This is a genomic window from Pseudomonas sp. zfem002 (genome assembly GCF_032621685.1).
Classification (GTDB): Bacteria; Pseudomonadota; Gammaproteobacteria; order Pseudomonadales; family Pseudomonadaceae; genus Aquipseudomonas; species Aquipseudomonas japonica.
On sequence record NZ_JAVYJH010000013.1, the window covers coordinates 125,116 to 147,942 of the forward strand.

15 protein-coding genes and 1 pseudogene are annotated in these 22,827 nt (G+C 65.5%); 6 read left to right on the forward strand and 10 right to left on the reverse strand.

Annotation, left to right across the window (positions count from 1 at the left end):
* Positions 1-22 precede the first annotated feature (22 nt).
* Together RTI28_RS30365 and RTI28_RS30370 are read left to right on the forward strand one after the other, a co-directional pair.
* Positions 23-904: pseudogene (locus RTI28_RS30365) on the forward strand (methyl-accepting chemotaxis protein); the annotation flags it as partial.
* Positions 905-1,102: 198 nt separating this feature from the next.
* Positions 1,103-1,807 carry a methyl-accepting chemotaxis protein gene (locus tag RTI28_RS30370; RefSeq protein WP_410479003.1) on the forward strand — a complete coding sequence of 235 codons (705 nt, stop codon included), beginning with the start codon at positions 1,103-1,105 and terminating at the stop codon, positions 1,805-1,807.
* A 144-nt stretch (positions 1,808-1,951) separates the two neighbouring features.
* Here RTI28_RS30370 and ggt read toward each other — a convergent pair whose 3' ends face one another.
* From ggt to RTI28_RS16675, 3 genes are all read right to left on the reverse strand, one after another.
* On the reverse strand, positions 1,952-3,619 hold the full coding sequence (ggt, locus tag RTI28_RS16665; protein WP_316921473.1) for a gamma-glutamyltransferase: 1,668 nt from the start codon (positions 3,617-3,619) through the stop codon (positions 1,952-1,954).
* An 86-nt stretch (positions 3,620-3,705) separates the two neighbouring features.
* On the reverse strand, positions 3,706-4,602 hold the full coding sequence (locus RTI28_RS16670) for a LysR family transcriptional regulator (RefSeq protein ID WP_316921474.1): 897 nt from the start codon (positions 4,600-4,602) through the stop codon (positions 3,706-3,708).
* A 66-nt stretch (positions 4,603-4,668) separates the two neighbouring features.
* The gene (locus tag RTI28_RS16675; RefSeq protein WP_316921475.1) at positions 4,669-5,259 is read right to left on the reverse strand and encodes an NAD(P)H-dependent oxidoreductase; all 591 of its coding nucleotides are present in this window, start codon (positions 5,257-5,259) and stop codon (positions 4,669-4,671) included.
* Between the two features lie 195 nt (positions 5,260-5,454).
* On the opposite strand from RTI28_RS16675, the gene RTI28_RS16680 reads away from it, so the two are divergent.
* Positions 5,455-5,769, forward strand: coding sequence for a putative quinol monooxygenase (locus RTI28_RS16680; RefSeq protein ID WP_316921476.1), 315 nt, complete (start codon positions 5,455-5,457; stop codon positions 5,767-5,769).
* On the opposite strand, the gene RTI28_RS16685 is transcribed toward RTI28_RS16680, so the two are convergent.
* Positions 5,759-6,523, reverse strand: a complete 765-nt coding sequence (locus tag RTI28_RS16685) for a sulfite exporter TauE/SafE family protein (RefSeq protein WP_316921477.1) — start codon at positions 6,521-6,523, stop codon at positions 5,759-5,761. The two genes, RTI28_RS16680 and RTI28_RS16685, sit on opposite strands and share 11 nt — an antisense overlap.
* Before the next feature lie 105 nt (positions 6,524-6,628).
* Here RTI28_RS16685 and RTI28_RS16690 point away from each other — a divergent pair, with 105 nt between their 5' ends.
* Together RTI28_RS16690 and RTI28_RS16695 are read left to right on the forward strand one after the other, a co-directional pair.
* Entirely contained in the window at positions 6,629-7,516 is an 888-nt protein-coding gene (locus RTI28_RS16690; protein ID WP_316921478.1) for a LysR substrate-binding domain-containing protein, read from the forward strand.
* An 84-nt stretch (positions 7,517-7,600) separates the two neighbouring features.
* A complete protein-coding gene (locus RTI28_RS16695; RefSeq protein WP_316921479.1) occupies positions 7,601-7,945 on the forward strand; it encodes a cupin domain-containing protein in 345 nt (114 codons plus the stop codon).
* Between the two features lie 36 nt (positions 7,946-7,981).
* On the opposite strand, the gene mmsB is transcribed toward RTI28_RS16695, so the two are convergent.
* The gene (gene mmsB / locus RTI28_RS16700; RefSeq protein ID WP_316921480.1) at positions 7,982-8,869 is read right to left on the reverse strand and encodes a 3-hydroxyisobutyrate dehydrogenase; all 888 of its coding nucleotides are present in this window, start codon (positions 8,867-8,869) and stop codon (positions 7,982-7,984) included.
* Positions 8,870-8,879: 10 nt separating this feature from the next.
* Positions 8,880-10,406 (reverse strand): CoA-acylating methylmalonate-semialdehyde dehydrogenase, encoded by a 1,527-nt coding sequence (locus tag RTI28_RS16705; protein ID WP_316921481.1) that lies wholly within the window; start codon positions 10,404-10,406, stop codon positions 8,880-8,882.
* A 125-nt stretch (positions 10,407-10,531) separates the two neighbouring features.
* On the opposite strand from RTI28_RS16705, the gene RTI28_RS16710 reads away from it, so the two are divergent.
* Positions 10,532-11,479, forward strand: coding sequence for a LysR family transcriptional regulator (locus RTI28_RS16710; protein WP_316921482.1), 948 nt, complete (start codon positions 10,532-10,534; stop codon positions 11,477-11,479).
* Positions 11,480-11,563: 84 nt separating this feature from the next.
* Here RTI28_RS16710 and RTI28_RS16715 read toward each other — a convergent pair whose 3' ends face one another.
* The 4 genes from RTI28_RS16715 to recC form a co-directional block, all read right to left on the reverse strand.
* Positions 11,564-13,144 (reverse strand): sensor domain-containing diguanylate cyclase, encoded by a 1,581-nt coding sequence (locus tag RTI28_RS16715; protein WP_316921483.1) that lies wholly within the window; start codon positions 13,142-13,144, stop codon positions 11,564-11,566.
* Positions 13,145-13,370: 226 nt separating this feature from the next.
* Complete coding sequence (gene recD / locus RTI28_RS16720; RefSeq protein ID WP_316921484.1) at positions 13,371-15,452, reverse strand: exodeoxyribonuclease V subunit alpha; 2,082 nt, start codon at positions 15,450-15,452, stop codon at positions 13,371-13,373.
* Entirely contained in the window at positions 15,449-19,138 is a 3,690-nt protein-coding gene (recB, locus tag RTI28_RS16725; RefSeq protein ID WP_316921485.1) for an exodeoxyribonuclease V subunit beta, read from the reverse strand. The genes recD and recB overlap by 4 nt, the downstream gene beginning before the upstream one ends.
* The gene (gene recC / locus RTI28_RS16730) at positions 19,135-22,611 is read right to left on the reverse strand and encodes an exodeoxyribonuclease V subunit gamma (RefSeq protein ID WP_316921486.1); all 3,477 of its coding nucleotides are present in this window, start codon (positions 22,609-22,611) and stop codon (positions 19,135-19,137) included. The genes recB and recC overlap by 4 nt, the downstream gene beginning before the upstream one ends.
* Between the last annotated feature and the right edge of the window lie 216 nt (positions 22,612-22,827).

Sequence of the window (22,827 nt, forward strand, 5' to 3'; positions counted from 1 at the left end):
CCTGATCCAGCGCAGCAACTGGATGAGCGACATCACCCGCCTCAACAGCGATCTGACCAACCTGCGCATCGCCCGCCTGCAATACATGATCGCCAACGGCGACGATGCCAGCGCCGGCAATGTCCAGGTCAAGCTCAACGCCTTCAGCCAGCAGCTGGAGCACCTGCTGAAGACCTTCAAGAGCCCGGAAAACCTCAAGCTCCTGCAGGCCACCGCGCAGGTCATGGCCGACTACCAGGTGTCCCTGGACAAAATGCGCGCCGGCTACAAGAGCACCCTTGCCGCCCGCGCCAGCATGGAAGCTGCCGCCGCCAGCGCGATCACCTTGATCGAGGCGATCAACCGCGACGTCCTGAGCCTGCCGGAAGGCGACGCCAGCCGCCTGGAGCAGTTCCGTGCCGCCAGTGCGGCCAAGGAGCAACTGCTGCAGGTGCGCCTGGAAGTACGTGGCTACATCGCCGACAACACCACCCAAGCCGAGCAGACCGCCCTGCGCCAGCTCGACAACGCGCTGAACTACGCGCGCCAGCTGGGCAGCGCGCTGCCCAACGAGGGCACGCGCATCCAGCAGTTCGAAGCCGCCGTGACGAGCTATCGCGACGCCGTGATGCAGTTCAGGACCGCCATCGCCGACATCGCCCTGGCCCGCCAGGAAATGACCGTGCAGGGCGCCGACATCGTCAAGAACAGCGATGCGCTGTACCAGATCCAGCTCGATCGACGTGATGCCGAAAGCGCCCAGGCGCGTACCCTGCAGACCCTCGCCACGCTGCTGGCACTGTTCTTCGGCGTGCTCGCGGCGGTGATCATCACCCGCCAGATCACCCGTCCGCTGCGCCAGACCCTGGAGGTGGTGGAACGCATCGCCGCCGGCGACCTGACCCACGAACAGCGCATCACCCGCCGCGACGAACTCGGCGTTCTGCAACAGGGCATCCAGCGCATGGGCAGCACCCTGCGCGACCTGATCAGCGGCATCCGCGACGGCGTCACGCAGATCGCCAGCGCCGCCGAGGAGCTGTCGGCGGTCACCGAGCAGACCAGCGCCGGCGCCAACAACCAGAAGGTCGAGACCGACCAGGTCGCCACGGCCATGCATGAAATGGCCACCACCGTGCAGGAAGTCGCGCGCAACGCCGAGCACGCCTCGACCGCCGCCACCGATGCCGACCGCCAGGCCCGTGCCGGTGACGACGTGGTGGCCCAGGCCATCGCCCAGATCGAAAAGCTCGCCGGCGAAGTGGCACGTTCCACCGAGGCCATGGCGCAGCTGCAGCAGGAAAGCCAGAAGATCGGCAGCGTCATGGATGTGATCAAGTCGGTGGCCGAACAGACCAACCTGCTGGCCCTCAACGCGGCCATCGAAGCTGCCCGGGCTGGCGAGGCCGGACGTGGCTTCGCCGTGGTCGCCGACGAAGTGCGCGGCCTGGCCCAACGCACGCAGAAGTCCACCGAGGAAATCGAGGAACTGGTGGCCGGTCTGCAGAACGGTACGCAGCAGGTGGCCAATGTCATGCTCGGCAGCCGCAGCCTGACCGACAGCAGTGTCGAGCTGACGCGCAAGGCCGGGACCTCGCTGGAAAGCATCACCCGCGTGGTTTCCGACATCCAGTCGATGAACCAGCAGATCGCCGCGGCGGCCGAGCAGCAGAGCGCGGTGGCCGAGGAGATCAGCCGGAGCATCCTGAGTGTGCGTGATGTGTCGGAGCAGACCGCTTCGGCCAGTGAAGAGACCGCGGCGTCCAGTGTCGAGCTGGCGCGGCTGGGCAATCAGTTGCAGATGATGGTCAGCCACTTCCGCGTCTGACCGGGGTTCGAGGTCGCTCTTTCGGGCCTCATCGCGGGTAGAACCCGCTCCCACAAGGTTCGCGGTGCATGCGATCTCTGTCGGAGCGGGTTTTACCCGCGATGAGGCCCGAAAGATCAATACAGATCTCCGGGCTTGAACACCTTACTTGACGACCTGCCCCACTCCCCGACCGCGCGGATCCGAAGCCGTCTCCAGCGTCTCCCCGCTCACCCGGATCGCCTGCACATCACCCATCTCCCAGCCCTGGTCCTCCAGGGTATAACCCATCTTCTTCAACTCCTGCGCCACCGCCCCGGTCAGCGGTGCATAGGCGTCGAAGTAGATCGTGTCCTTGGGCAGCAACTGGTGATGCACGCGCTGCGCCGCCACCGCCTTGTCCAGCGGCAGGTTGTAGTCGTACAGGTTGTTCAGCACCTGGAAAATCGAGGTGAAGATCCGCGAGCCACCGGGTGTCCCCAGCACCAGGGTGACATTGCCATCGCGGGTCACCAGGCTCGGACTCATCGACGACAACATGCGCTTGCCCGGCTCGATGGCATTGGCATCCCCGCCGACCACGCCAAAGGCATTGGCCACCCCCGGCTTGGAACTGAAGTCGTCCATCTCGTCGTTGAGCAGGAAGCCCGCGCCCTTGACCACCATGCCGCTGCCGTAGTCCCAGTTCAGGGTGTAGGTGTTGCTCACCGCGTTGCCCTGCTTGTCGACGATGGAGAAGTGCGTGGTCTGGTGCGGTTCGAGGCCCGGACGGACCTTGTCGGTCGCGGAAATCGCATTCGGATTGACCTCCTTGGCCCGCCGCGCCAGGTACTCCGGCGCCACCAGTTCGGCCACCGGCACCTTGGCGAAGGCCGGGTCGCCGAGGTAGTCGGCACGGTCGGCGAACACACGCTTCTCGATTTCCGCCAGCAGATGGATATAGCGCGCCGAATTCAGCTCGACGCCCTTGAAGTCCGCCGCGCGCTGCTCCTTGATCCCCAGCAGCTGGGCCAGGGCGATGCCGCCGGAGCTGGGCAGCGGCGCGGTGTAGACCACGTTGCCGCGCCAGTCGATGCGCATCGGCTCGCGCCATACGGCCTTGTAGTCCTTGAGGTCGTCCTTGCTGATCAGGCCATTGCTGGCCTGCATCTGCGCCACCAGCAGGTCGGCGGTCCGGCCCTGGTAGAACTCGCTGACGCCTTTGTCGGCGATGCGTTCCAGGGTCTGCGCCAGCTCGGGCTGTTTGAAGGTCTCGCCGATCTTCATCTGGCCGAAGTAGTCATCGAAATTGGTGCTGTCCTTGAACAGGCCCTTGGCATCCTCGCGGTACTGGTACTGCTTGGCGGCCACCTTGAAGCCGTTCTTCGCGTAGCCCACCGCGGGCGTGATCAGCTCGGACCAGGGCAGCTTGCCGAACTTGCGGTGCGCCTCCCACAGACCCATCACCGTGCCCGGCACTCCGGCGGCGCGGGCGCCGACCAGGCTCAGGTTCTCGATGATCTCGCCCTTGTCGTCCAGGTACATGTTGCGCGTCGCCGCTTTCGGCGCCACTTCGCGGTAGTCGAGGAAATACGCCTTGCCGTCCATGTACAGGGTCATGAAACCGCCGCCGCCGATATTGCCGGCCTCGGGATAGGTGACCGCGAGGGTGAAGGCCGTGGCGACCGCGGCATCCACCGCGTTGCCGCCCTTCTTCAGAATGTCGGCGGCCACCTGTGCGCCATATTGATCGGGGGCGGCCACCGCGCCGCCTTCCAGCGTGACGGCATAAGTAGTTGAGCTGGCGAGGATCGCCGCGGAGAAACCCAAGGTGCGAAACATCACAACGCGCATAAGTACGTCCCTGGTTGTTGTTTTCGTTGAACACTCATTAAGGCCCATGGGGGAAGAGTTATCAAACAACGTGGGACTTTTCCTTTTCAGCAGGCGTACATCGCCAACTTGCGCTGCATGAAATCGAGAAAGCACTGGATACGCAGGGCCAGTTGCGAGTTGCGGTAGTACACCGCGTTGATCGGCTGACGGTAGCCGCTGTTGGCCTCGCCGAGCAGTACCACGAGGCGGCCGGCGCGGATGTCTTCGTGGGTCATGAAGTGCGACAGGCAGGCGATGCCCTCGCCGGCCAGCACCAGGGCGCGCAGGGTTTCGCCGCTGGAGGCGGAAATCGTCGGGCGGATCAGCAGGCGATCGCCTTCGCTGTGGCGCAATGGCCAGTGATTGAGGGTTTCGGTCTGGGTGAAACCGAGCAGCGTGTGTCTGGCCAGGTCCTCGACCCGTTGCGGCGTGCCATGACGCTCCAGGTAGTGCGGGCTGGCCAGCAGGTTCAGCGGGCTGCAGCCGAGGGCGCGGGCATGCAGGCTGGAATCGGCCAGGTCGCCGATGCGGATGGCCACGTCGGTGCTCTGCTCCAGCAGGTCGATGATCAGGTCGTTGGTGTTCAACTCCAGCTGGATCTGCGGATACAGCGCGCGGAACTCCGCGACCCAGGGCACGATGGCGTGCAGCATGAACGGCAGCGCCGCATTGATGCGCAGGCGCCCGGATGGCGTCTGCTGGTGGCGCGACAGATGGTCTTCCAGCTCGTCCATCTGCTGCAGGATCGCCTTGGCCCGCTCGAAGAAGAACCGCCCCTCCTCGGTCAGGTCCATGCGCCGCGTGGTGCGGTTGATCAGCGTGGTGCCCAGCTTGCTTTCCAGACGCGACAGGGTGCGGCTGATCGCCGAAGGCGTCTGCCCGCCCTGCTCGGCGGCGGCGGAAATCGAGCCGCACTCGATCACCGAGACAAACACCTGCAATTCATCGGACCTGGCTTTCACGGGGCTACCTCGCGACACATGACGCGCAGATAGATAGCCCCTCGCCCGGCCCGACGCAAGAGCGGCTCAGGCCTCGATGGCGAAAACCCGCGCCAGGTGCGCCTCATAGGCAGCCACCGCGGCCGGCACGTCGGGGCGCTTCATCACGTCCACCGCCAGGTAGGTCGGCAGGCCGCTCATGCCGAGGAACTGGTTGGCCTTGTGGAACGGGAAGTACACCGCGTCCACACCCTTGCCCTCGAAGAAGTCGCTCGGGTCGTCGAAGGCCTGCTGCGGCGCATTCCAGGTCAGCGAGAGCATGTACTGCTTGCCGTGGATCAGGCCGCCGCTGCCGTACTTCTGCGAGGCATCGGAACGGGTCCGGCCGTCGTTGGCGTAGAGGCTGCCATGGCCGGCGGTGAAGACCTCGTCCAGGTACTGCTTGACGGTCCACGGCGCGCCCATCCACCAGCCGGGCATCTGGTAGATCAGCACGTCGGCCCAGAGGATCTTCGCGACTTCTTCCTGATTGTCGTAGCCGCCGTCGATGTAGGTGGTCTTCACATCGAAACCGGCGCGATCGAGGAACGCCAGGGCGGTTTCGTGCAGGGTTTCGTTCAGGCGGCCGTCGGAGTGGGCGAATTGCTTGCCGCCGTTGAGCAACAGAACCTTTTTCATGTCTTGCCTCATCGGTGATGGGTCCGCGTCAAGGCCTGGGGCCAGGGGGACCGGGATATCGGGATGGCGGCAGATTAGTGAGGGAGAGGGGTGGGAAAAACCGTCGCGCGGGCAAAATACTTTTGACCTAAAGGCACGAATCAGACTTGGATTGCTGAAATAGAATCAGCACCTCATTTCCACGAGGTACTTCCCATGCACGAACCCTACGGCTTCATCCTCAAAGCCAAGACCCGTCCGGAACGGGCCGAGGCCTTCGAAGCGCTGTTTCGCGCCTATGTCGAACCGAGCCGCGCCGAACCGGGCTGCATCGAATACCACATGCTGCGCGACAAGGAAGATCCGAGCCTGTTCGTCTTCTACGAAATCTGGGCCAGCAAGGCCGCGCTCGACGTTCACTCGTCCCTGCCGCACATGCGCGAATTCTTCGAAAAGCGCATGGACTACCTGGAGCGGGATTTCGAGATCCAGTTGATCGAGATGCTCAGCCCGTCCTCGGCTAACCGTTGATCAGCAGGTGTGCGCCAAGCAGCGCCAGGCCGATGAAGAAGCAGCGTTTGAACAGCGGCGCGCTGATGCGCTGGCGCAGCCACTGACCGAACAGCATGCCGAGCAGTGCCGGCAGCAGCACCAGCACTGACGCGCCAAGCGCCTCGCCACCCAGCGCATCCTGCCCGGCCAGGCCGATGGCCAGGGCCACGGTGGACACGCTGAACGACAGGCCCAGGGCCTGGACGCGCGCGTCGCGCTCCAGGTCCAGCGCGCCGAGGTAAGGGACGGCGGGAATCACGAAGACCCCAGTGGCCGCCGTGATCAGCCCGGTCAGCCCGCCGCACAGCGGCCCCAGCCAGCGTTCCTGCGCCGCGGTCAGGCTGAACGGCGGCAACCACAGCCCCACCAGCGCATACAGCAGCAATGCCGCGCCCAGCGCATGAGCCGCCCAGGCAGCGCTGCTTATCCCCAGCCAGGCGCTGCCGACCAGGGTGCCGATGAAGATCATCGCCAGCATCGGCCATAGCCGCCACAGCAGACCGCGCAGATGCCCACCGCTCGCCAGTTGCCAGACATTGGTCAGGGTCGAGGGCACGATCAGCAAGGCCGCTGCCTGCGCCGGAGGCATAGCCAGACCGAGCAGCCCCATGGCGATGGTGGGCAGCCCCAGGCCGATCACCCCCTTGACCGCGCCGGCCAGCAGGAAGGTGAGTAGAACCAGCAGAGTCAGGGCTGGGCCGATGGATTGGTAGAAGCTGAGGATGGTGGTCATGGGGTTATGCTGCCGCGGATGCGGCAAAACGCCTATCTGTGATTCCGACACTCTGCCTATTGCGCAGTGATAGGCTGAAGATTCAGCAACTGCCGGCCTCTCTCCATGCACTTCGACCTCATCGACCTCCGCCTTTTCCTCCACACCGTCGAATGCGGCAACATCACCGCCGGCGCGCGGCGCAGTCATCTGTCGCTGCCGGCGGCCAGCGCGCGGATCCGCGCCATGGAAAGCTCGCTGGGCATCGCCCTGCTGGAGCGCAATCGCCGCGGCGTGCAGCCGACACCGGCGGGCCAGGCGCTGGTCAGCCACGCGCGGCAGATCGGCCAGCAGGTCGAGCGCCTGCAGTTCGACCTGGCCCAGTACGCCAACGGCCTGCACGGCCAGGTACGCCTGCTGTGCAACACCGCGGCGCTGAGCGAGTACCTGCCGGAACTGCTCGCCACCTTCCTCCGCCAACGCCCGCATATCGATGTGGATATCCAGGAACTGCCCAGCCTGCGCATCGTCCAGGCCCTCGGCCAGGGCATCGCCGACCTCGGCATCGTCTCGACCGCCGTGGCCACCGGCGACCTGCAGACCCGCCCGTTCCGCGACGACCCGCTGGTGCTGATCATGCCGCTGGACCATCCCCTCGCGTCCGTCGCACAACCCGGCTTCGCCCGCTCGCTGGAGCACGGTCATGTCGGCCTCGGCGCCAGCAGCGCACTGTCCCTGCACCTGGAGGAACAGGCCCTGCACCTGGGCCGGCGCATGCAGGTGCGGGTGCGCGCCGAAGGCTTCGACGGGGTGATTCGCATGGTCGCCCACGGCGCCGGACTGGGTATCGTGCCGCTGGCCGCGGTGCAGCGCTGGCAAGGGCTGTTGCCCCTGCGCAGCGTGGCCTTGCAGGACGCCTGGGCACAACGCCGTCTGCTGCTCTGCGCGCGGGATTTCGCCAGCTTGCCGGGCCAGGCCCTGGCCTTGCTGACGGCACTGGAGCCGCGCGTTTAGACAACTGGACGTCGAGCACAGGCAATTGCCGGACGGAGCGCCTCGCTAGGCTGCGGACTCTTTCATCTGTCTGACGGAGCCCCTATGAGCAAGCCAATCGTCGTCCTTCGCGATACCCATCCGCTGCCGGTACTCGACGCCTGCAAATGGGAAAAACTGGCGGGCGACCCGCACACCGTCAACCTCAACGCCTACACCAGCGAAGACGGCAGCAAGATCATGGGCACCTGGATCTGCACCCCGGGCAAATGGCGGGTGAACTACGAGAAGTGGGAGTACTGCCATTTCCAGGAAGGCTATTGCGTGATCACCCCTGATGGCCAGGAATCGATCCATCTGCGCGCGGGGGATATCTTCATCGTCGAGCCGGGGATGAAGGGGACCTGGGAAGTGGTCGAGACGGTGCGCAAGTACTTCGTATTCGCCTGATGGAACAGGGGCCGCAAAGCGGCCCCTGAACGCTGATCACTCAGGCTTGCGGTAACTCTCGACGATCGCCGAGAAATCCTTGCCGCCATCGCCACGCAGGCTCATCGCCTGGTACAGCTGCTGCGCCACCGCACCGAGGATCACCGGCTGATGCGCCTGCTTCGCCGCCTCGGTCGCCAGGCCCAGGTCCTTGAGCATCAGCTCCGCGCCAAAGCCACCGGTATAGCCCCGCGATGCCGGCGCGGTCTCGATGATCCCCGGCCACGGGTTGTAGGTGTCGGAACTCCAGCAGCGCCCGGTCGAGCTGTTGATGATCCCCGCCAGCACCTTGGTATCGATGCCCAGCGCGTTGCCCAGGGCCATGGCCTCGGACACGCCGACCATGGAGATGCCCAGCAGCAGGTTGTTGCAGATCTTGGCGATCTGCCCGGTACCCACCGCGCCGCAATGCACGATGTTGCGCCCCATCTGCGCCAGCACCGGTTGCAGCGTGGCGAACAGCGCGTCACTGCCGCCGACCATGAAGGTCAGGGTGCCCGCGGCAGCACCGCCGGTACCGCCGGACACCGGCGCGTCGCCCATGTCCACGCCCTGCTTCGCCGCCGCCGCGGACACTTCGCGGATGGTCTGCGGATCGATGGTGCTGCAGTCCACCACCGGCGTGCCGGCGCGTACGCCAGCCAGCACGCCGTTCTCGCCGAGGTACACGCCACGCACATGGGCCGCGGCCGGCAGCATGGTGATCACCAGTTCGGCGTTGCTCGCCGCATCCCGCGGCGAGTCGCTGATGTGCCCGCCGAGCTCGGCCAGCTCGGCGAGGATGGTGGTGTTGAGGTCGAACAGGTTGAGACTGTGGCCGGCCTTGATCAGGTTGCGCGCCATCGGCGCGCCCATGTTGCCCAGCCCCACGAATGCGATACGCATGATCAACTCCTTAGCGCAGGCTGATGGTGGTGTTCACGCCATCGTTGACGCTGTCGTCATCGAACCAGCGGGCGGTGACGGTCTTGGTCTGAGTGTAGAACTGCACCACCTGCTTGCCGTAAGGACCGAGGTCGCCGAGCTTGGAGCCGCGCGAACCGGTGAAGCTGAAGAACGGCACCGGTACCGGAATCGGGATGTTGATGCCGACCTGGCCGACGTCGATCTCCGACTGGAACTTGCGCGCCGCCGCGCCGCTCTGGGTGAACAGGCCGGTACCGTTGCCGAAGGGGTTGCGGTTGACCAGGGCGATGGCCTCGTCGAAGGTGTCCACTTCCACCACCACCAGCACCGGGCCGAAGATTTCCTGGGTGTAGATCTGCATGTCGGTGGTCACCCCGGAGAACAGGGTCGGGCCGATGAAGTTGCCGTTCTCGTAGCCCGGGACCTTGACGTCACGACCGTCCAGTTCCAGCTTGGCGCCTTCGCGGATACCGCTTTCGATCAGGCCCAGCACACGCTCCTTGGCGCGCTTGGAAATCACCGGACCGACATCGGTGCCCGGCTCGTTGCCGGCGTTCACTTTCAGCTTCGCCGCCAGCGCCTTCAGCTCCGGCAGCCATTCGCGGGCCTTGCCCACCAGCACCGCCACCGAGGTCGCCATGCAACGCTGGCCGGCCGCGCCGAACGCAGCGCCCGCCAGGGCATTGAGGGTCTGTTCGCGGTTGGCGTCAGGCAGGACCACGGCGTGGTTCTTCGCCCCCATCATCGACTGCACGCGCTTGCCGTGCTGGCCGGCCAGGTTGTAGACGTGGGTGCCGACTTCGGTCGAGCCGACGAAGGAGATCGCCTTGATATCGTTGTGGGTGCACAGCGCATCCACCACCTGCTTGCCGCCGTGCACCACGTTGAGCACACCGGCCGGCACGCCGGCCTCGATCGCCAGTTCCACCAGCATCAGGGTCGACAGCGGGTCCTGCTCGGACGGCTTGAGCACGAAGGTGTTGCCGCAGACGATGGCCATCGGGAACATCCACAGCGGAATCATCGCCGGGAAGTTGAACGGGGTGATCCCGGCGCACACGCCGATCGGCTGGCGCAGGGTGTAGGTATCGACGCCGCCGGCAACGTTCTCGGCGAATTCGCCCATCTGCAGGGTGCCGATGCTGCACGCATGCTCCACCACTTCCAGACCGCGGAAGATATCGCCTTCGGCATCGGCGATGGTCTTGCCCTGCTCGGCGCTGAGGGTCACGGCGATGCGCTTGGAGTGTTCGCGGATCAGCGCCTGCAGGCGTAGCATGATGCGCATCCGTGCACCGATCGGCGTGTCCTTCCAGGTCTTGAAGGCGCGCTGCGCGGCAGCGATCGCGGCGTCGACTTCCTCGGCGGTGGCGAAGGGCACCCGCGCCAGCACTTCCTGGGTGGCCGGATTGACGACGTCGCGCCATTCCGTGGTCTTCGACTCGACCCACTGACCGTCGATCAGCAGGCGGACCTGGTCGACCTTGGTCTGACCGGGGGTGAGGGATGCGTTCATGAGGCGTCTCCTGGAGATTGTTGTTAGCGAGAGAATGGTCGCCATGACAGGGCTTGGGGCCCGGGCTGTTTTCGAGTATAGATGTGCAAACTTCTAACAAGAACGCACATAAAAACCGGTCCAACATGCAAAAAAACATCACATCCCTGGGTTCGCTGAATTGGGACGACCTGAAGTTCTTTCTTGAAGTGGCGCGGACCCGCAAGGCCAGCAGCGCGGCCAAGCGCCTGGGCGTCGACTACACCACGGTGTCGCGCCGGATCAGCTCGCTGGAGCAGGCGCTGGGCACGCTGCTGTTCGAAAAATCGCGGACCAGCGGCTTCGTCCTCACCGCCGAAGGGCAGCGTCTGCTGAGCTACGCGGAGTCGATCGAAAGCACCCTGCACATGGCCTGCGAGCAGGTTTCAGGCTCCGGCGTGGCGCTCTCCGGACATGTGCGCATGGGCTGTACCGAGGGCTTCGGCAGCTTCTTCATCACCCCGCAGCTGAGCCATTTCGTCGACGCCTATCCGGCGATCTCGGTGGATATCCTGCCGCTGCCGCACTTCATCAGCCTGTCCAAGCGCGAGGCGGATATCGTCATCGCCCTGGAGCGACCGGAACACGGACCGTATGTCTGCTGCAAGCTATGCGACTACCGCCTGCGCCTGTACGCGACCCGCGACTACCTCGACCGCCACCCGCCGATCCGCCGCGCCAGCGACCTGGGCGAGCATCTCTTCATCAGCTACGTGGACGACCTGGCGTTCAGTTCGGAGTTGCTGTACCTGCACAACCTGCTGCCCAACGCCACCGCGCACCTGCGCAGTACCAGCGTGATCGCGCAGTTCGTCGCCGCGCAGCAGGGACGTGGCCTGGCGATCCTGCCGTGCTTCCTGGCCGCGCAGGATCCGCGGCTGGTGCCGGTGTTGCCGGAGGAGGTGCAGATCACCCGGCAGTTCTGGATGTACTGCCGGGAAGACCTGCGCAAGCTGAAGCGGATTACCCTGTTGTGGGACTACATCCGCGATGTGACGGAGCGCAACAGCCCGTTGTTGATGGGCGAGTCGCAGGCGATGGTGTTTCCCGACTGATGCAGGCCGCCCCGAGCCGGGGTGCGTACTCCCGGCGGCCATCGACGCACGGCCACGACAACCGATGAGCACGCTCGAGGCCGCTCATGCTTTCTCTTCCAGCGAGATCGACGGGTCTTCCAGAATGACGCGATTGCGGCCCAGCTGTTTGGCCATGTAAAGCATCTGGTCCGCCTTCTTCAACACGGCGGGTATGTCTTGGCCAGGGTTCCAGAGCGCGACGCCCAGCGACACCGTTACATGCCCCACCGTCTCGATCGAGGTATTTTCAATCGAAATCCTCAATCGCTCGGCGACCTCCTTCGCGACGGCCATCGACCCGCCTGACAACAGCAGCACGAACTCCTCGCCGCCCACCCGGCAGAGCAGGTCGTCCGGCCTGGAGTTCTGCTTCATGAGAGTGGCGACGAACCGGAGCGTCTCGTCGCCAGCAGCATGGCCGAAGGTGTCATTGACCCGCTTGAAGTGGTCGATGTCGATGGACACCACCGCGAACGGTGTCTTCATCTCCTGCCAGAAAGACAACCGCTCCTGCATGGCCCGACGGTTGGCCAGGCCGGTCAGGGCGTCACTTTGTGCTTCTTTGTTGAGCCTGCCGATTTTCTCCGCCAGCAATGTGGCCGCCAACAGCAGCGCCCGGCGTATTTGCCAACTTTCATAATAATCGGCGGGCACCGCGCGAATTCGATCATAGCTTTCCGGCATGTCGAGCCGTTTCGCGCCCTCTGCAAGTCGGGAAAGCGGGGTAGAGATCTTGGTCCCCAGCCACCAGATCAACAGGAACCCGAAGAGCGCCAGCGGCAGCACGCCTTTGGCCACCCGCAGCGTCGCGTCGTTCAGCGTATCTTCGATGCTCGTCAACGGTTGCTGGGAGACGACCACCCAACGACTGGTGGGAATGCCGGCATATCCACCGAGCATTTCATTGCCACGCTCATCCACATAGTTCATCGAGCCGCTGGTTCGACTCAGTGCGGAATCGACGATTGAGCCCTGCGCCAGCGATTTGCCGATCTGTCTCGCGTCGGGGTGATAAAGCACACGGCGTTTGCTGTCGGTCAGGTAGACAAACGCCCCGTCCTGGCGGACGTTCAGGTCCATCAGCGCTTGCAGCGTGCTTTTCTGTTCCAGGCGAATACTGCCCCCCACCAGCCCCAGATAGCGACCATCGCTGGCGAAGATGGGATGGGATATGAACACCACGAGGTTCTTCGACAGGGATTCGAAGGCGTCGCTCACCATCGGCTTGCGCAAATCGAGGGGTTCACGATTCAGGACTTCCTTGCCATCGAGATTCAGACTCTGCGGGGCAGAGGCGATGATGATGCCATTGGCATTGGTTACAAGAACGGAATTGAAACTATCGTCCTGTTCGAACAATCGCTGGGCTTCCTGCGTCAACGCCTGATGTCCGGGCAACGTAGCGCCAATTCTTCCTGCACTGTATTTCAGCCTGTCCAGATCGGAATCCAGAACCCCTTCGATGCTGGTAGCGACACGCATCGCATAGGTTCTATTGGTTTCCAGGGCACTTTCGATCATCTCGCGTTTTTGCGTACTGAACATTACCCAGAAGGTATTGATGAGCGTTGCGACCGAGGAGGAGAAAACGAGGGCGAGTAACAGAAAGCGGAGATTCAGCTTGGGTCTGGGCCGGTTAGGCATGTTGTGCGTCCGAGAAAACTAGCGGTTTGGCGAAGCACTCTCCCCTCTCCGTGAGAACACACATCCTTGCGCTTTGGAGGCCTCTCCTACTGTCATAAATCACACACTTTCCTTGAGGCTTTAGTGTCTCACACCCTCTGTTGTCCGCCTAGCGGTGATCTCCCGGGCTCCTGTCCGGTCGGGCCTGACCCATGCGGTCCTGCGCATGGGTCAGCTTCACCGGTGGCTACACCTCCTCCAGCATCAACCCCGAAATCCGCTTCACCTTGCGCTCCACCGCTTCCTCCAGCACCCCGAGCCGCGGTTCGATCAGGCTGAACCAGTCCTTGGCCCGGGTGATCCCGGTGTAGATCAGCTCCTTGGTCAGCACCGGATTCAGCGCATCCGGCAGGACCAGCGCGGTATGGGCGAACTCCGAGCCCTGGGATTTGTGCACAGTCATCGCATACACCGTTTCCACCTCGCTGAGACGGCTCGGCAGGACGAAACGCACCCCGCCCCGACCGTCGTTGCGCGGGAAGGCGACCCGCAGCGGCGCAGTTTCGGACTGGCCGTCCGGCACCCGCAGGGCAATGCCGATATCGCCGTTCATCAGGTTCAGGCCGTAGTCGTTGCGGGTCACCAGTACCGGCCGGCCTTCGTACCAGGGTTGCTCACCGTCGATCAGCCCGGCGCTGGTCAAAACACGGCCGACCCGCTGGTTCAGCCCCTCGACGCCCCACGGCCCCTTGCGCACCGCGCAGAGCAACTGGAAGCGCTCGAAGGCTTTCAGGACCGTCATCGCCCACTCGCTCCAGCACGGATCGTCGATCGCGCTGCCGGCGGCCGGACGCCCCTGGCGAATGGCGTGGAGGTAATCGCGGTAGCCCTGCGGTCCCTGCGGACCACGGTTCAGCCCATCCAGCACCAGCCGGTCGAGGGCACGATCCTGCTCGCCGCGCAGGCTCAGGCCGAACACATCGGCGTACTGCCCTTCGCGCAGCAGGGCCCGTGCCTGCGCGGCTTCCTGACGGTTGACCAGGCGTGCCAGCTGGCCGATCCCGCTGCCCTCGCCGAAACGCCGCGAACGTCGCAGCATCACCACTTGCTGGGCCAGCGGATAGCGTTCGCCATCGCCAGGCTCAAGACCGCTCTGCGCCAGCGACTCACCACTGACCTGCTCCATCCAGGTGCGGGTCTGCGGGCTGTAGCGACCGTCCTCGGCATCCCGGCACAGATCACCGAGCACCGCTCCCGCTTCCACCGAGGCCAGCTGGTCCTTGTCTCCGAGCAGGATCAGCCGGGCACTCTCCGGCATCGCGGCGAGCAGGTTGGCCATCATTTCCAGGTCGATCATCGACGCCTCGTCCACCACCAGCACATCCAGCGGCAAGGGGTTGCCGGCGTGATGGCGGAAATGCCGCGAGTTGGGCCGGCTGCCCAGGAGGCGGTGCACCGTGGAGACGTCGCAGGGAATCTGCTGACGCACCTCGGCGTCGACCGCCAGCCGCTCCACCTGCTGCCCGATGGACTCGGTCAGGCGCGCCGCGGCCTTGCCGGTGGGCGCGGCCAGGCGAATGCGCAGCGGCCGCCCCGCCTCCACCGCCGGCGCCTGCAACAGGGCCAGCAGGCGCACCACCGTGGTGGTCTTGCCGGTGCCGGGACCGCCGGTGATGATGCTGAACGCGCCACGGGTCGCCAGGGCGCAGGCCAGCTTCTGCCAGTCGATCTGCCCGGCTTCGGCACCTTCGCCGAACAGGGCGTCGAGACGCCCGCGCAGGTCGGCGGGAGTCGCTTCGCGCTGCTGCAGGCGCTGGCGCAGGGCGCTGTCGATCTGCCGTTCGTAGGTCCAGTAGCGACGCAGATACAGCCGCCCCTCGCTGAGCACCAGCGGACGCGACGCATGCTGCGGCGCCTCGCCCGCCGCCACCAGTGCGCTGGCCTGCAGACGCTGCAGCCAGGTGTCGGCGCTCAGCCGTTCGAGCAACTGCGACGGCAACAGCGAGGGCCCGGCCAGCACATCGCCTTCCGGCGGCAGGGACAGGGCGAAGTCCGGCTCGGCGAGGGTCTTGTGCACATCGAGACAGACATGCCCGTGCCCCAACTGGTGACTGGCCAGCGCCGCGGCCAGCAGCACCAGCGGGTCACCCTGCGCTTCGCGGTCACGCAGAAAGCCGACGAAGGCGCGGTCCAGCGCGCGCAGCCAGCCACGTTCGACCCAGCGATCGAGCAGGGCCAGGAGGTCTTCGCTGTCGCTCAGTGGCGCCAGCGCGGCGAGGTGCTCGGCATCCAGTGGTGTCGGCAGCAGATCGTCGAGGGTGCGGCTCATGGGGCATCTCCAAACAGGTCCTGTTGCGTCGCGGGCGGTGCGCCGCGGAACAGCGCGTCGAGCTGTTCGATCAACGCGCGCGGCGGCTTGATGGAGTACACGCCCTGGCTCGGCGAATGAGCGCCACGCAGGAAGATGAACAGTGCGCCGCCGACATGCCGGTCGTAGTCGTAGTCCGGCAGACGCGCGCGCAACTGGCGGTGCAAGGCCAGCAGGTAGAGCACGTACTGCAGGTCGTAGCGGTGTTCGAGAATCGCCGCTTCCATGGCCGCCTCGCTGTAGGCCAGGTCATCGGGACCGAGCCAGTTGGACTTGTAGTCGGCCACGTAGTAGCGCCCGTCGTGCTCGAAGACCAGGTCGATGAAGCCCTTGAACATGCCGTTGAGCAGCGCGCCCTGCGCCGCCGGACGCGCCGCGCCCTGGTGCGTGTGCTGGGCGACCAGACGGTCCAGGCGCAGCACGTCGACACGGTGGCTGGCGAACCAGAACTCCATCTCGATCTGGTACTGGGCCAGGCTGCCCAGGGCCACCGGCACGCTGTCGTCGCCCAGGCGCAGCGGGGTCTGCAACAGGTGCTGCAACCAGCGCCCGAGGGTACCGATCCAGCCTTTCCAGTCGCGCCGATTGCAGCGCTGGGCAACCATGTCGTGCAGCGTCTGCGGCACCGCGACGACCCGCTTGAAGCCCTGTTGCCCGGTCCACTCCAGCAGGCCGTGAAGGAAGGTCCCGGGATTGGGCCCGCGCGGAAAACGATGGATATCGCCGGCAATCGCCGCCACGTCGCGCAGGGCCTCGGGGTCCGGACGCTCGTCGTCGAGCAGTTGCTGCGCCTGGGCCACGTCGGCGTCGAGCAGCAACGCCTCCTCACCGATATGCAGGGCACTGTAGGAGGCGATCCACCAGTTTTCCGCAGCGCTGCGTTTCGGCTCGCGCGCGGCCAGCAGTTCGGCACCCTGGCGCGGCGGGACATACAGCTGCTCATCGACGGGAAGCGGTGGCAGCGTGCTGATGGACGCGCAGCCCTCCTTCAGCTCATCGAGCCACCCGGCCAATGCTTCGGAATTCGCCAGCGGCTGACCACCACCGAGCAGATAGCCGAGCGCGCTGCGATGCAGCAGCGACTCGCTGGCGTTGCCGCGCTTGAGGTCGGCGACACCGAGCCAGCAGGCATGCCTGGCCCGGGTCAGGGCCACGTAGAACAGGCGCAGGTCCTCGGCCAGACGCTCGTCGTCGGCCCGGGCGATCTGCGCGTCGGTGGGGTTCAGGGTGCGCTGCAGCGTACCGTTTTCGTCGTGCCAGGCCAGGGGCGGGCGCGAGCCGTCCACCGGCCTGAAGGTGCAGATGAAGGGCAGGAACACCAGCTCGTACTCCAGGCCCTTGGATTTGTGGATGGTCACCACCTTGACCAGTTGCTCGTCGCTTTCCAGGCGCAGGATCTGCTCTTCGCCGGCCTGCCCGGAGGCGGCCAGGTGCTCGCCAAGATGGCGGATCAGCGCCTGCTCGCCGTCCAGTTCGGTGGCCGCCTGCTGCAGCAGTTCAGCCAGGTGCAGCAGGTTGGTCAGCACCCGTTCGCCATCGCCGCGGCCCATCAGCACGCTGGGCAGGTCGAAGTCGTGCAGCAGGCGTCGGAGCATCGGCAGAACGCCCTGCACGCGCCAGATCAGCCGGTACTGGCGGAACTGCATGACGCGATCTTCCCAGCGCCGTTCGTCTTCGTTGAGCTGGGCCAGGGCGCGCAACGGCTGCCCCAGGGTATTGCTGGCCAGGGCGGCCTTGAGCAGGCGCTCATTGTCCGGCTCGGCGCAGGCCTTGAGCCAGGCCAGCAGGTCGCGGGCCTCCTGGGCGGCGAACACCGAGTCCTTGTCCGAGAGATAGACGCTGCGCACCCCGCGCGCCGCCAGCTCGCCGCGCACCAGCTGCGCTTCATCACCGTCGCGCACGAGAATGGCGATGTCCGAGGGCAGGCAGCCGCGCAGCGTGCCATCGGCCTGGACGAAGCCGGCGCTGCCCTGCTGCCCGCCATTGAGCAGATGGACGATCTGCGTCGCGCAACTGGCCGCCATGATCTGCCGGTACAACGGGTTGGACAGTGGCGCCGGGCTGCTCTCATGCCACAGGGTCAACGCCGCCACCGGCTGACCCGCGACCTGCAGATGCTCCTTGTGCCCACGCGCCTTGACCGCGACGAAGGGCACCGGGTTTTCGCCTTGCGCGTCGCGGAACAGGAAGGCCGCACGGCCCTGCCCGCGTTGCTCGGCCTGGACGAACACATGGTTGACCGCCGTGACCATCGCCTGGGTCGAACGGAAGTTGGTGTCCAGGCTGTGCAGACGTCCGGCCGTGGCGCGGCGGGCACCAAGGTAGGTAAAGATGTCGGCGCCGCGGAAGGCGTAGATCGCCTGCTTGGGGTCGCCGATCAGGAACAGGCCGGTGTCGCGCACGTTGTCCTCGATGCGGTAGATGCATTCGAAGATGCGGTACTGCACCGGGTCGGTGTCCTGGAATTCGTCGATCAGGGCCACCGGGAACTGCTCGCGAATCAACCCGGCCAGGCGCTCGCCGGCCGGGCCGCTGAGGGCATGGTCGAGACGCTGGAGCATGTCGTCGAAACCCATTTCCGCGCGGCGCCGTTTTTCCTGCTCGAAGCGCTGCGAGACCCAGGCGGCAGCATGCTCCAGCAGTGGCGCATCCGGCGTCGGCAAGGCCTGCAGTTGCTCCTGCAGGGTGACCATGGCCTGCAGCGCCGGATGGCTCGGCGGTTCGCTTTTCCATGCCTCGGCGAAGCCATCGGGGGTGAAGCGCTTGGCGCCGTTGCCGATGTCCAGCTCTTGCGCCTGGTCATCCTCGGCCCAGGCGCAGAGCTTGTCGCACCAGGACTTGATGTACCGCTCCTGGATCATCTTGCCATGCACCTGCTTGGCCGCCATGGCATCGCGACAGAGTTGCAGCAGCTCCTGCGACCATTGCACCCAGGGCGCTTTCAGTGCCCGCAGTTGCTCGCCGCGCTGACGCAGCGTCGCGGCGATGATCTCCCCCGGCTCCAGCGTGCCCGCCTCTCCCGGATGACGACCGAACAGTGCACGAACCCGTGGCAACAGCGCATCCGGACTGACCCAGTGTTCGCGCACCCAGGCCAGTGCCTCGCCCTGCATGCCGTAGCAGAAACGCCGCCAGTAATCGCGCATGACCTGCCCGAGCAGCTCGCTGTGATCGGTCTCCAGGGTCTGGGTGAACAGGCTGCCGCTGTCGAAGGCATGCTCGCGCAGCATGCGCTGGCACCAGCTGTGGATGGTCGAGACCGCGGCCTCGTCCATCCACTGCGCGGCCACTTCCAGGCGATTGGCGCAGGCCGGCCAGGTGTCCGCGGGGTAATCGTCACGCAACTGCGTGAGCAACGGATCGGCCTCGGCCAGGTCGCCGCGGAAGAAGCGCGCGGCTTCGGCCAGGCGCGTGCGGATGCGCTCGCGCAGCTCCTTGGTGGCGGCGTCGGTGAAGGTCACCACGAGGATCTGCGGTGGCAACAGTTCGCGACCGAAGCCCTGCTCGCCGCCGTGACCGAGGACCAGGCGCAGGTACAGGGCGGAAATGGTGAAGGTCTTGCCGGTACCGGCGCTGGCTTCGATCAGCTGGCTGCCATGCAGCGGGAAGGTCAACGCCAGGGGCGCGGGTTTGACTGCAACGCTCATGAGCGCGCCTCCTCAGCGGCGAGTGTCTGCCATTGGGCTTCGAACATCGGTTTGTACAACGACTCGCACCAGCCCTCGAAATCCTCGCTGGCGGTCAGCGCGGCGAAGTCCGGGAACTGGCGGGCCAGGGCGACGATTTCGCTGCGCTCGCCCGGGCGGCGGTCACTGCCGTCATAGGTCTTGGCGGCTTCGGCGAGCGCCTTGTCCGGATCCTTGCCGGCCAGCCAGGCGAAGGCCGTCTTGATCGCCACCGGCAACGGTGCATTCATCCCGGCCTGGCGGGAGATCAGCAGGTTGCCGAGCAACTCGCCGGCCTCGCGCTGGTCGAGCGGGTCCAGCATGAGGCTTACATCAGTCGCGATCACGGCGCTGTGCAATCGGTGGCCGACGGCGCAGGCAGCCAGGTGCATGACCCAGATGGCGGTCAGGCGATGCCACTTCAGTGAACGGCCGCTGATGATGCCGTTGGGCAGGGTGGTAATGCTCAGCAGCGCCTGGTCGGCACGCTGCCGGACACGGCCGAGCCAGCCTTCGAGCTTGAGCTCGCCGGCTTCGAAACGAATCGGCAAAGCACTGTCGATGGCCACCGGCCACTGCCGCAGCAACTGCTGGTGGCGCTGCAGCAGGTCCGGCAGCGGATCGATCAACTCCTGGCGCAGACAATCGCCGAAGCCCGCCAGTGGCAGCAGGCCGCTGCCCTGCAGGCGGCGGGCCTGGGCGTTCAGGGCGGCATCGCTGTGCCCGGGATCGAGCAGCGCGGCGCCGAGCAGACTGTCACTCAGGTTGTAGCGTTCCCGCGCATCGAGCACGAACGGCTCATCATCGGCCAGCGGCTCTTCCACGGCTTCGAAGAACACCTTCAGACGCTGGCTGAAGAAATGCCGGACCGGGTGACGAAGGAAGTCCTGGAGCAGCGCGAGGGGCAGCGCCTCGTCGGTCTGATAGCGCTCGAGACAATCGTCCTCGTTCGCGGCCCGCGCCTCCGACTGATGCACGCTGCGCCATTCGCTGGCGTAGCTGAACAGCTCACTGCCGCGCTGGAAATAGCGAAGGCTGAAAGGCTGCAGCGGATGCTCGGTGGTGAGTTTTTCCAGCAAACGCTCGCCAGCGTCGTGGCTGCTGTCGCCGGCGGCGCCCTTGAGTCGCCAGCCGGCGGCGATATGGTCGCGCAACTGGCCGATCAGCACCGAGGCAGGGCGCTCGCTGTTGTCGCGGATACTGCGGCCGACCCAGCTGACATACAGCTGCGCGCGGGCGGACAGCAACGCTTCGAGCAACAGGTAGCGATCGTCCTCGCGGCGGGAGCGGTCGCCAGGGCGGTAGTCGCTGCCCATCAGGTCGAAGTCCAACGGTGGTTGCGCGCGCGGGTAGTCGCCGTCGTTCATGCCCAGCAGGCAGACCACCTTGAACGGGATGGCACGCATCGGCATCAGGGTGCAGAAGTTCACCGAACCGGCGAGGAAACGCTGGGACAGACGCCCCTGGTCGAGCCCGGCGAGCCAGGCTTCGCGGACCACGGTGAGCGGCAGCAGGTCCGCCAGGCCGACCGACTCGCAGGTCTCCAGCCAGACGTCGCAGAGGTCGCGCAACTGCACCAGCAGATAGTCGTCGTGCTCGCTCTCGGCGAGGAAGAACACCTGCAGCAGCGCGTTGAGGCGTTCACCCCAACGGCTTGCCGTGGCCGCCAGGGACAGCTCGGCATGGGCCACTTCAAGGGCGTCGAGCAGGGCCACCAGCGGGCCGATCAGGGCCGCATCGAGGCCGCCGATTTCGTCGTAGGGCTCGATGCCGTCGCAGCTGTCACCCGCACCCACCGCATAGCCCAGGAGCATGCGGCGCAGGCCGAAACGCCAGCTGTTCTGCTCCAGGTCATCCGGCAGACCGAGGCTCGCGCGTTGCTCGGCATTCAGCCCCCAGCGCACGCCCGCGCCTTCGATCCAGCGGTGCAGGGTTGGCAGATCGCTCTCCTTGATAGCGAAGCGCGCGCGCAGGGCGGGCACGTCGAGCAGGTCGAGGATTTCACTGACCGGGAAGCGACTGTCGGGCAGCTTGAGCAAGTGCTCCAGGGCGATCAGCAACGGGTCGCGACCGCGCTGACCCTGGTCGGTCAGGGTGAACGGGATGAAGCGTTTGTCACCACGCTCGAGCTGACCGAACACCGCGCGGATATGCGGGGCATAGGTGTTGATATCCGGGACCATGACGATCACATCGCGCGGACGCAAGCTGGGGTCGGCACTGAAGCGGGCGAGCAACTGGTCGTGGAGAATTTCCACTTCGCGCTGGGCGCTGTGGGCGATATGGAAACGCACGGACGGATCTTTCTTCGGATCGACGTCCGGCCAGCGCTCGCGGGTTTCGCCGAGCGGGCGCAATTCGAGGATATCGTCCTGCAGTTGGCCGAGCAGGTGCTGTGGCTGATCATCGCTGAACAGGTCGATACGGCCATCGCTGAACGCCGTGCGGTAACTGGCGGGATCGTCGTAGCTGTCGAGCAGGTTGATGTAGTCGCGGCCCTGCTTGCCCCAGGCGGCGAGCAGCGGATGGGCGTGCTGGTGCAGGCTTTCGGCATCGATCGGGGCGCTCATGCCGTTCTTGCGCTGCTGGCGTTTGTACTGGTGACGCAGCAGATCCTTGTCGGCAACGATATCGGCCCAGTGGTGACGGCAGGGGTTGTGCACGCAGAGCAGCACCTGGCTGAAACGCGCCAGGCCGGCCAAGGCCTCCAGCGCCTGGGCCGGCAGCGAGGAAATACCGAAGACGATCACTCGCGAGGGGAGCCCCGGCGGTGCCTGGTCCAGGCCATTGATACGCTCGATGAAACGCTGGTGCACCCCGGCCCGACTCTGCGCCATACCCGCTTCGCCGACATCCACCAGCAAGGCACGCCACAGCTCGGCCTGCCAGCAGTTGGCCGGCGACAACGGGCGGGTCTCGCCGCGGGCGTTGATCAGGACATGACGGCCAGCGGCCCACTCCTTCAGCCAATCGGCGCGGTACACCTGGTATTGGTCGAACAGGTCGGCCAGGCGCTCGGCCAGTTGGTAGCGCTTGCGCAGGTCGCTGTCATCGAGGAGGAAGCGTTGCAGAGGCTCGAAGTGCGGCTGATGGATCAGCTCTGGCAGCAGGCGCATCAGGCGCCAGGTCAGCGGGGCCTTGTCGAGCAGGGAAATTTCCGGGATTTCCTCGCGGCCCAGCACCTTGCGGTAAAGCTGCCACATGAAACTGCCGGGCAGTTGTACCTCGATGGCCGCGGCGATGCCGCTGCCGCCCATGTCGTCGTCCTCAGGATCTTCGGCAAGGGCCAGCTTCAACCACTGGGCGATACCGTTGCTCTGCACCAGGACGATTTCGTTTTCCAGAGGCGCCAGCGGATGACGGCGCATCCAGCTCACTACCAGACTGCGCAGCACATCCAGGCGGTTGCCGTGAACGACCATGAATCCCGGAGTGAGCGTGCTGGCATGCGACATGGTGCGTCCTTGAGCTGTCGAAAAGAGAGGGGAACATAGCATGGAGGCTGTTCCCTGAGTGCATGGGTGGGTTTATTTCGCCCATGAAAGACAAAACCCCTACCTGCATTTGCAGATAGGGGTTTCGGAATTGAATCTTGACGATGACCTACTCTCACATGGAGAAGCTCCACACTACCATCGGCGATGCGTCGTTTCACTACTGAGTTCGGGATG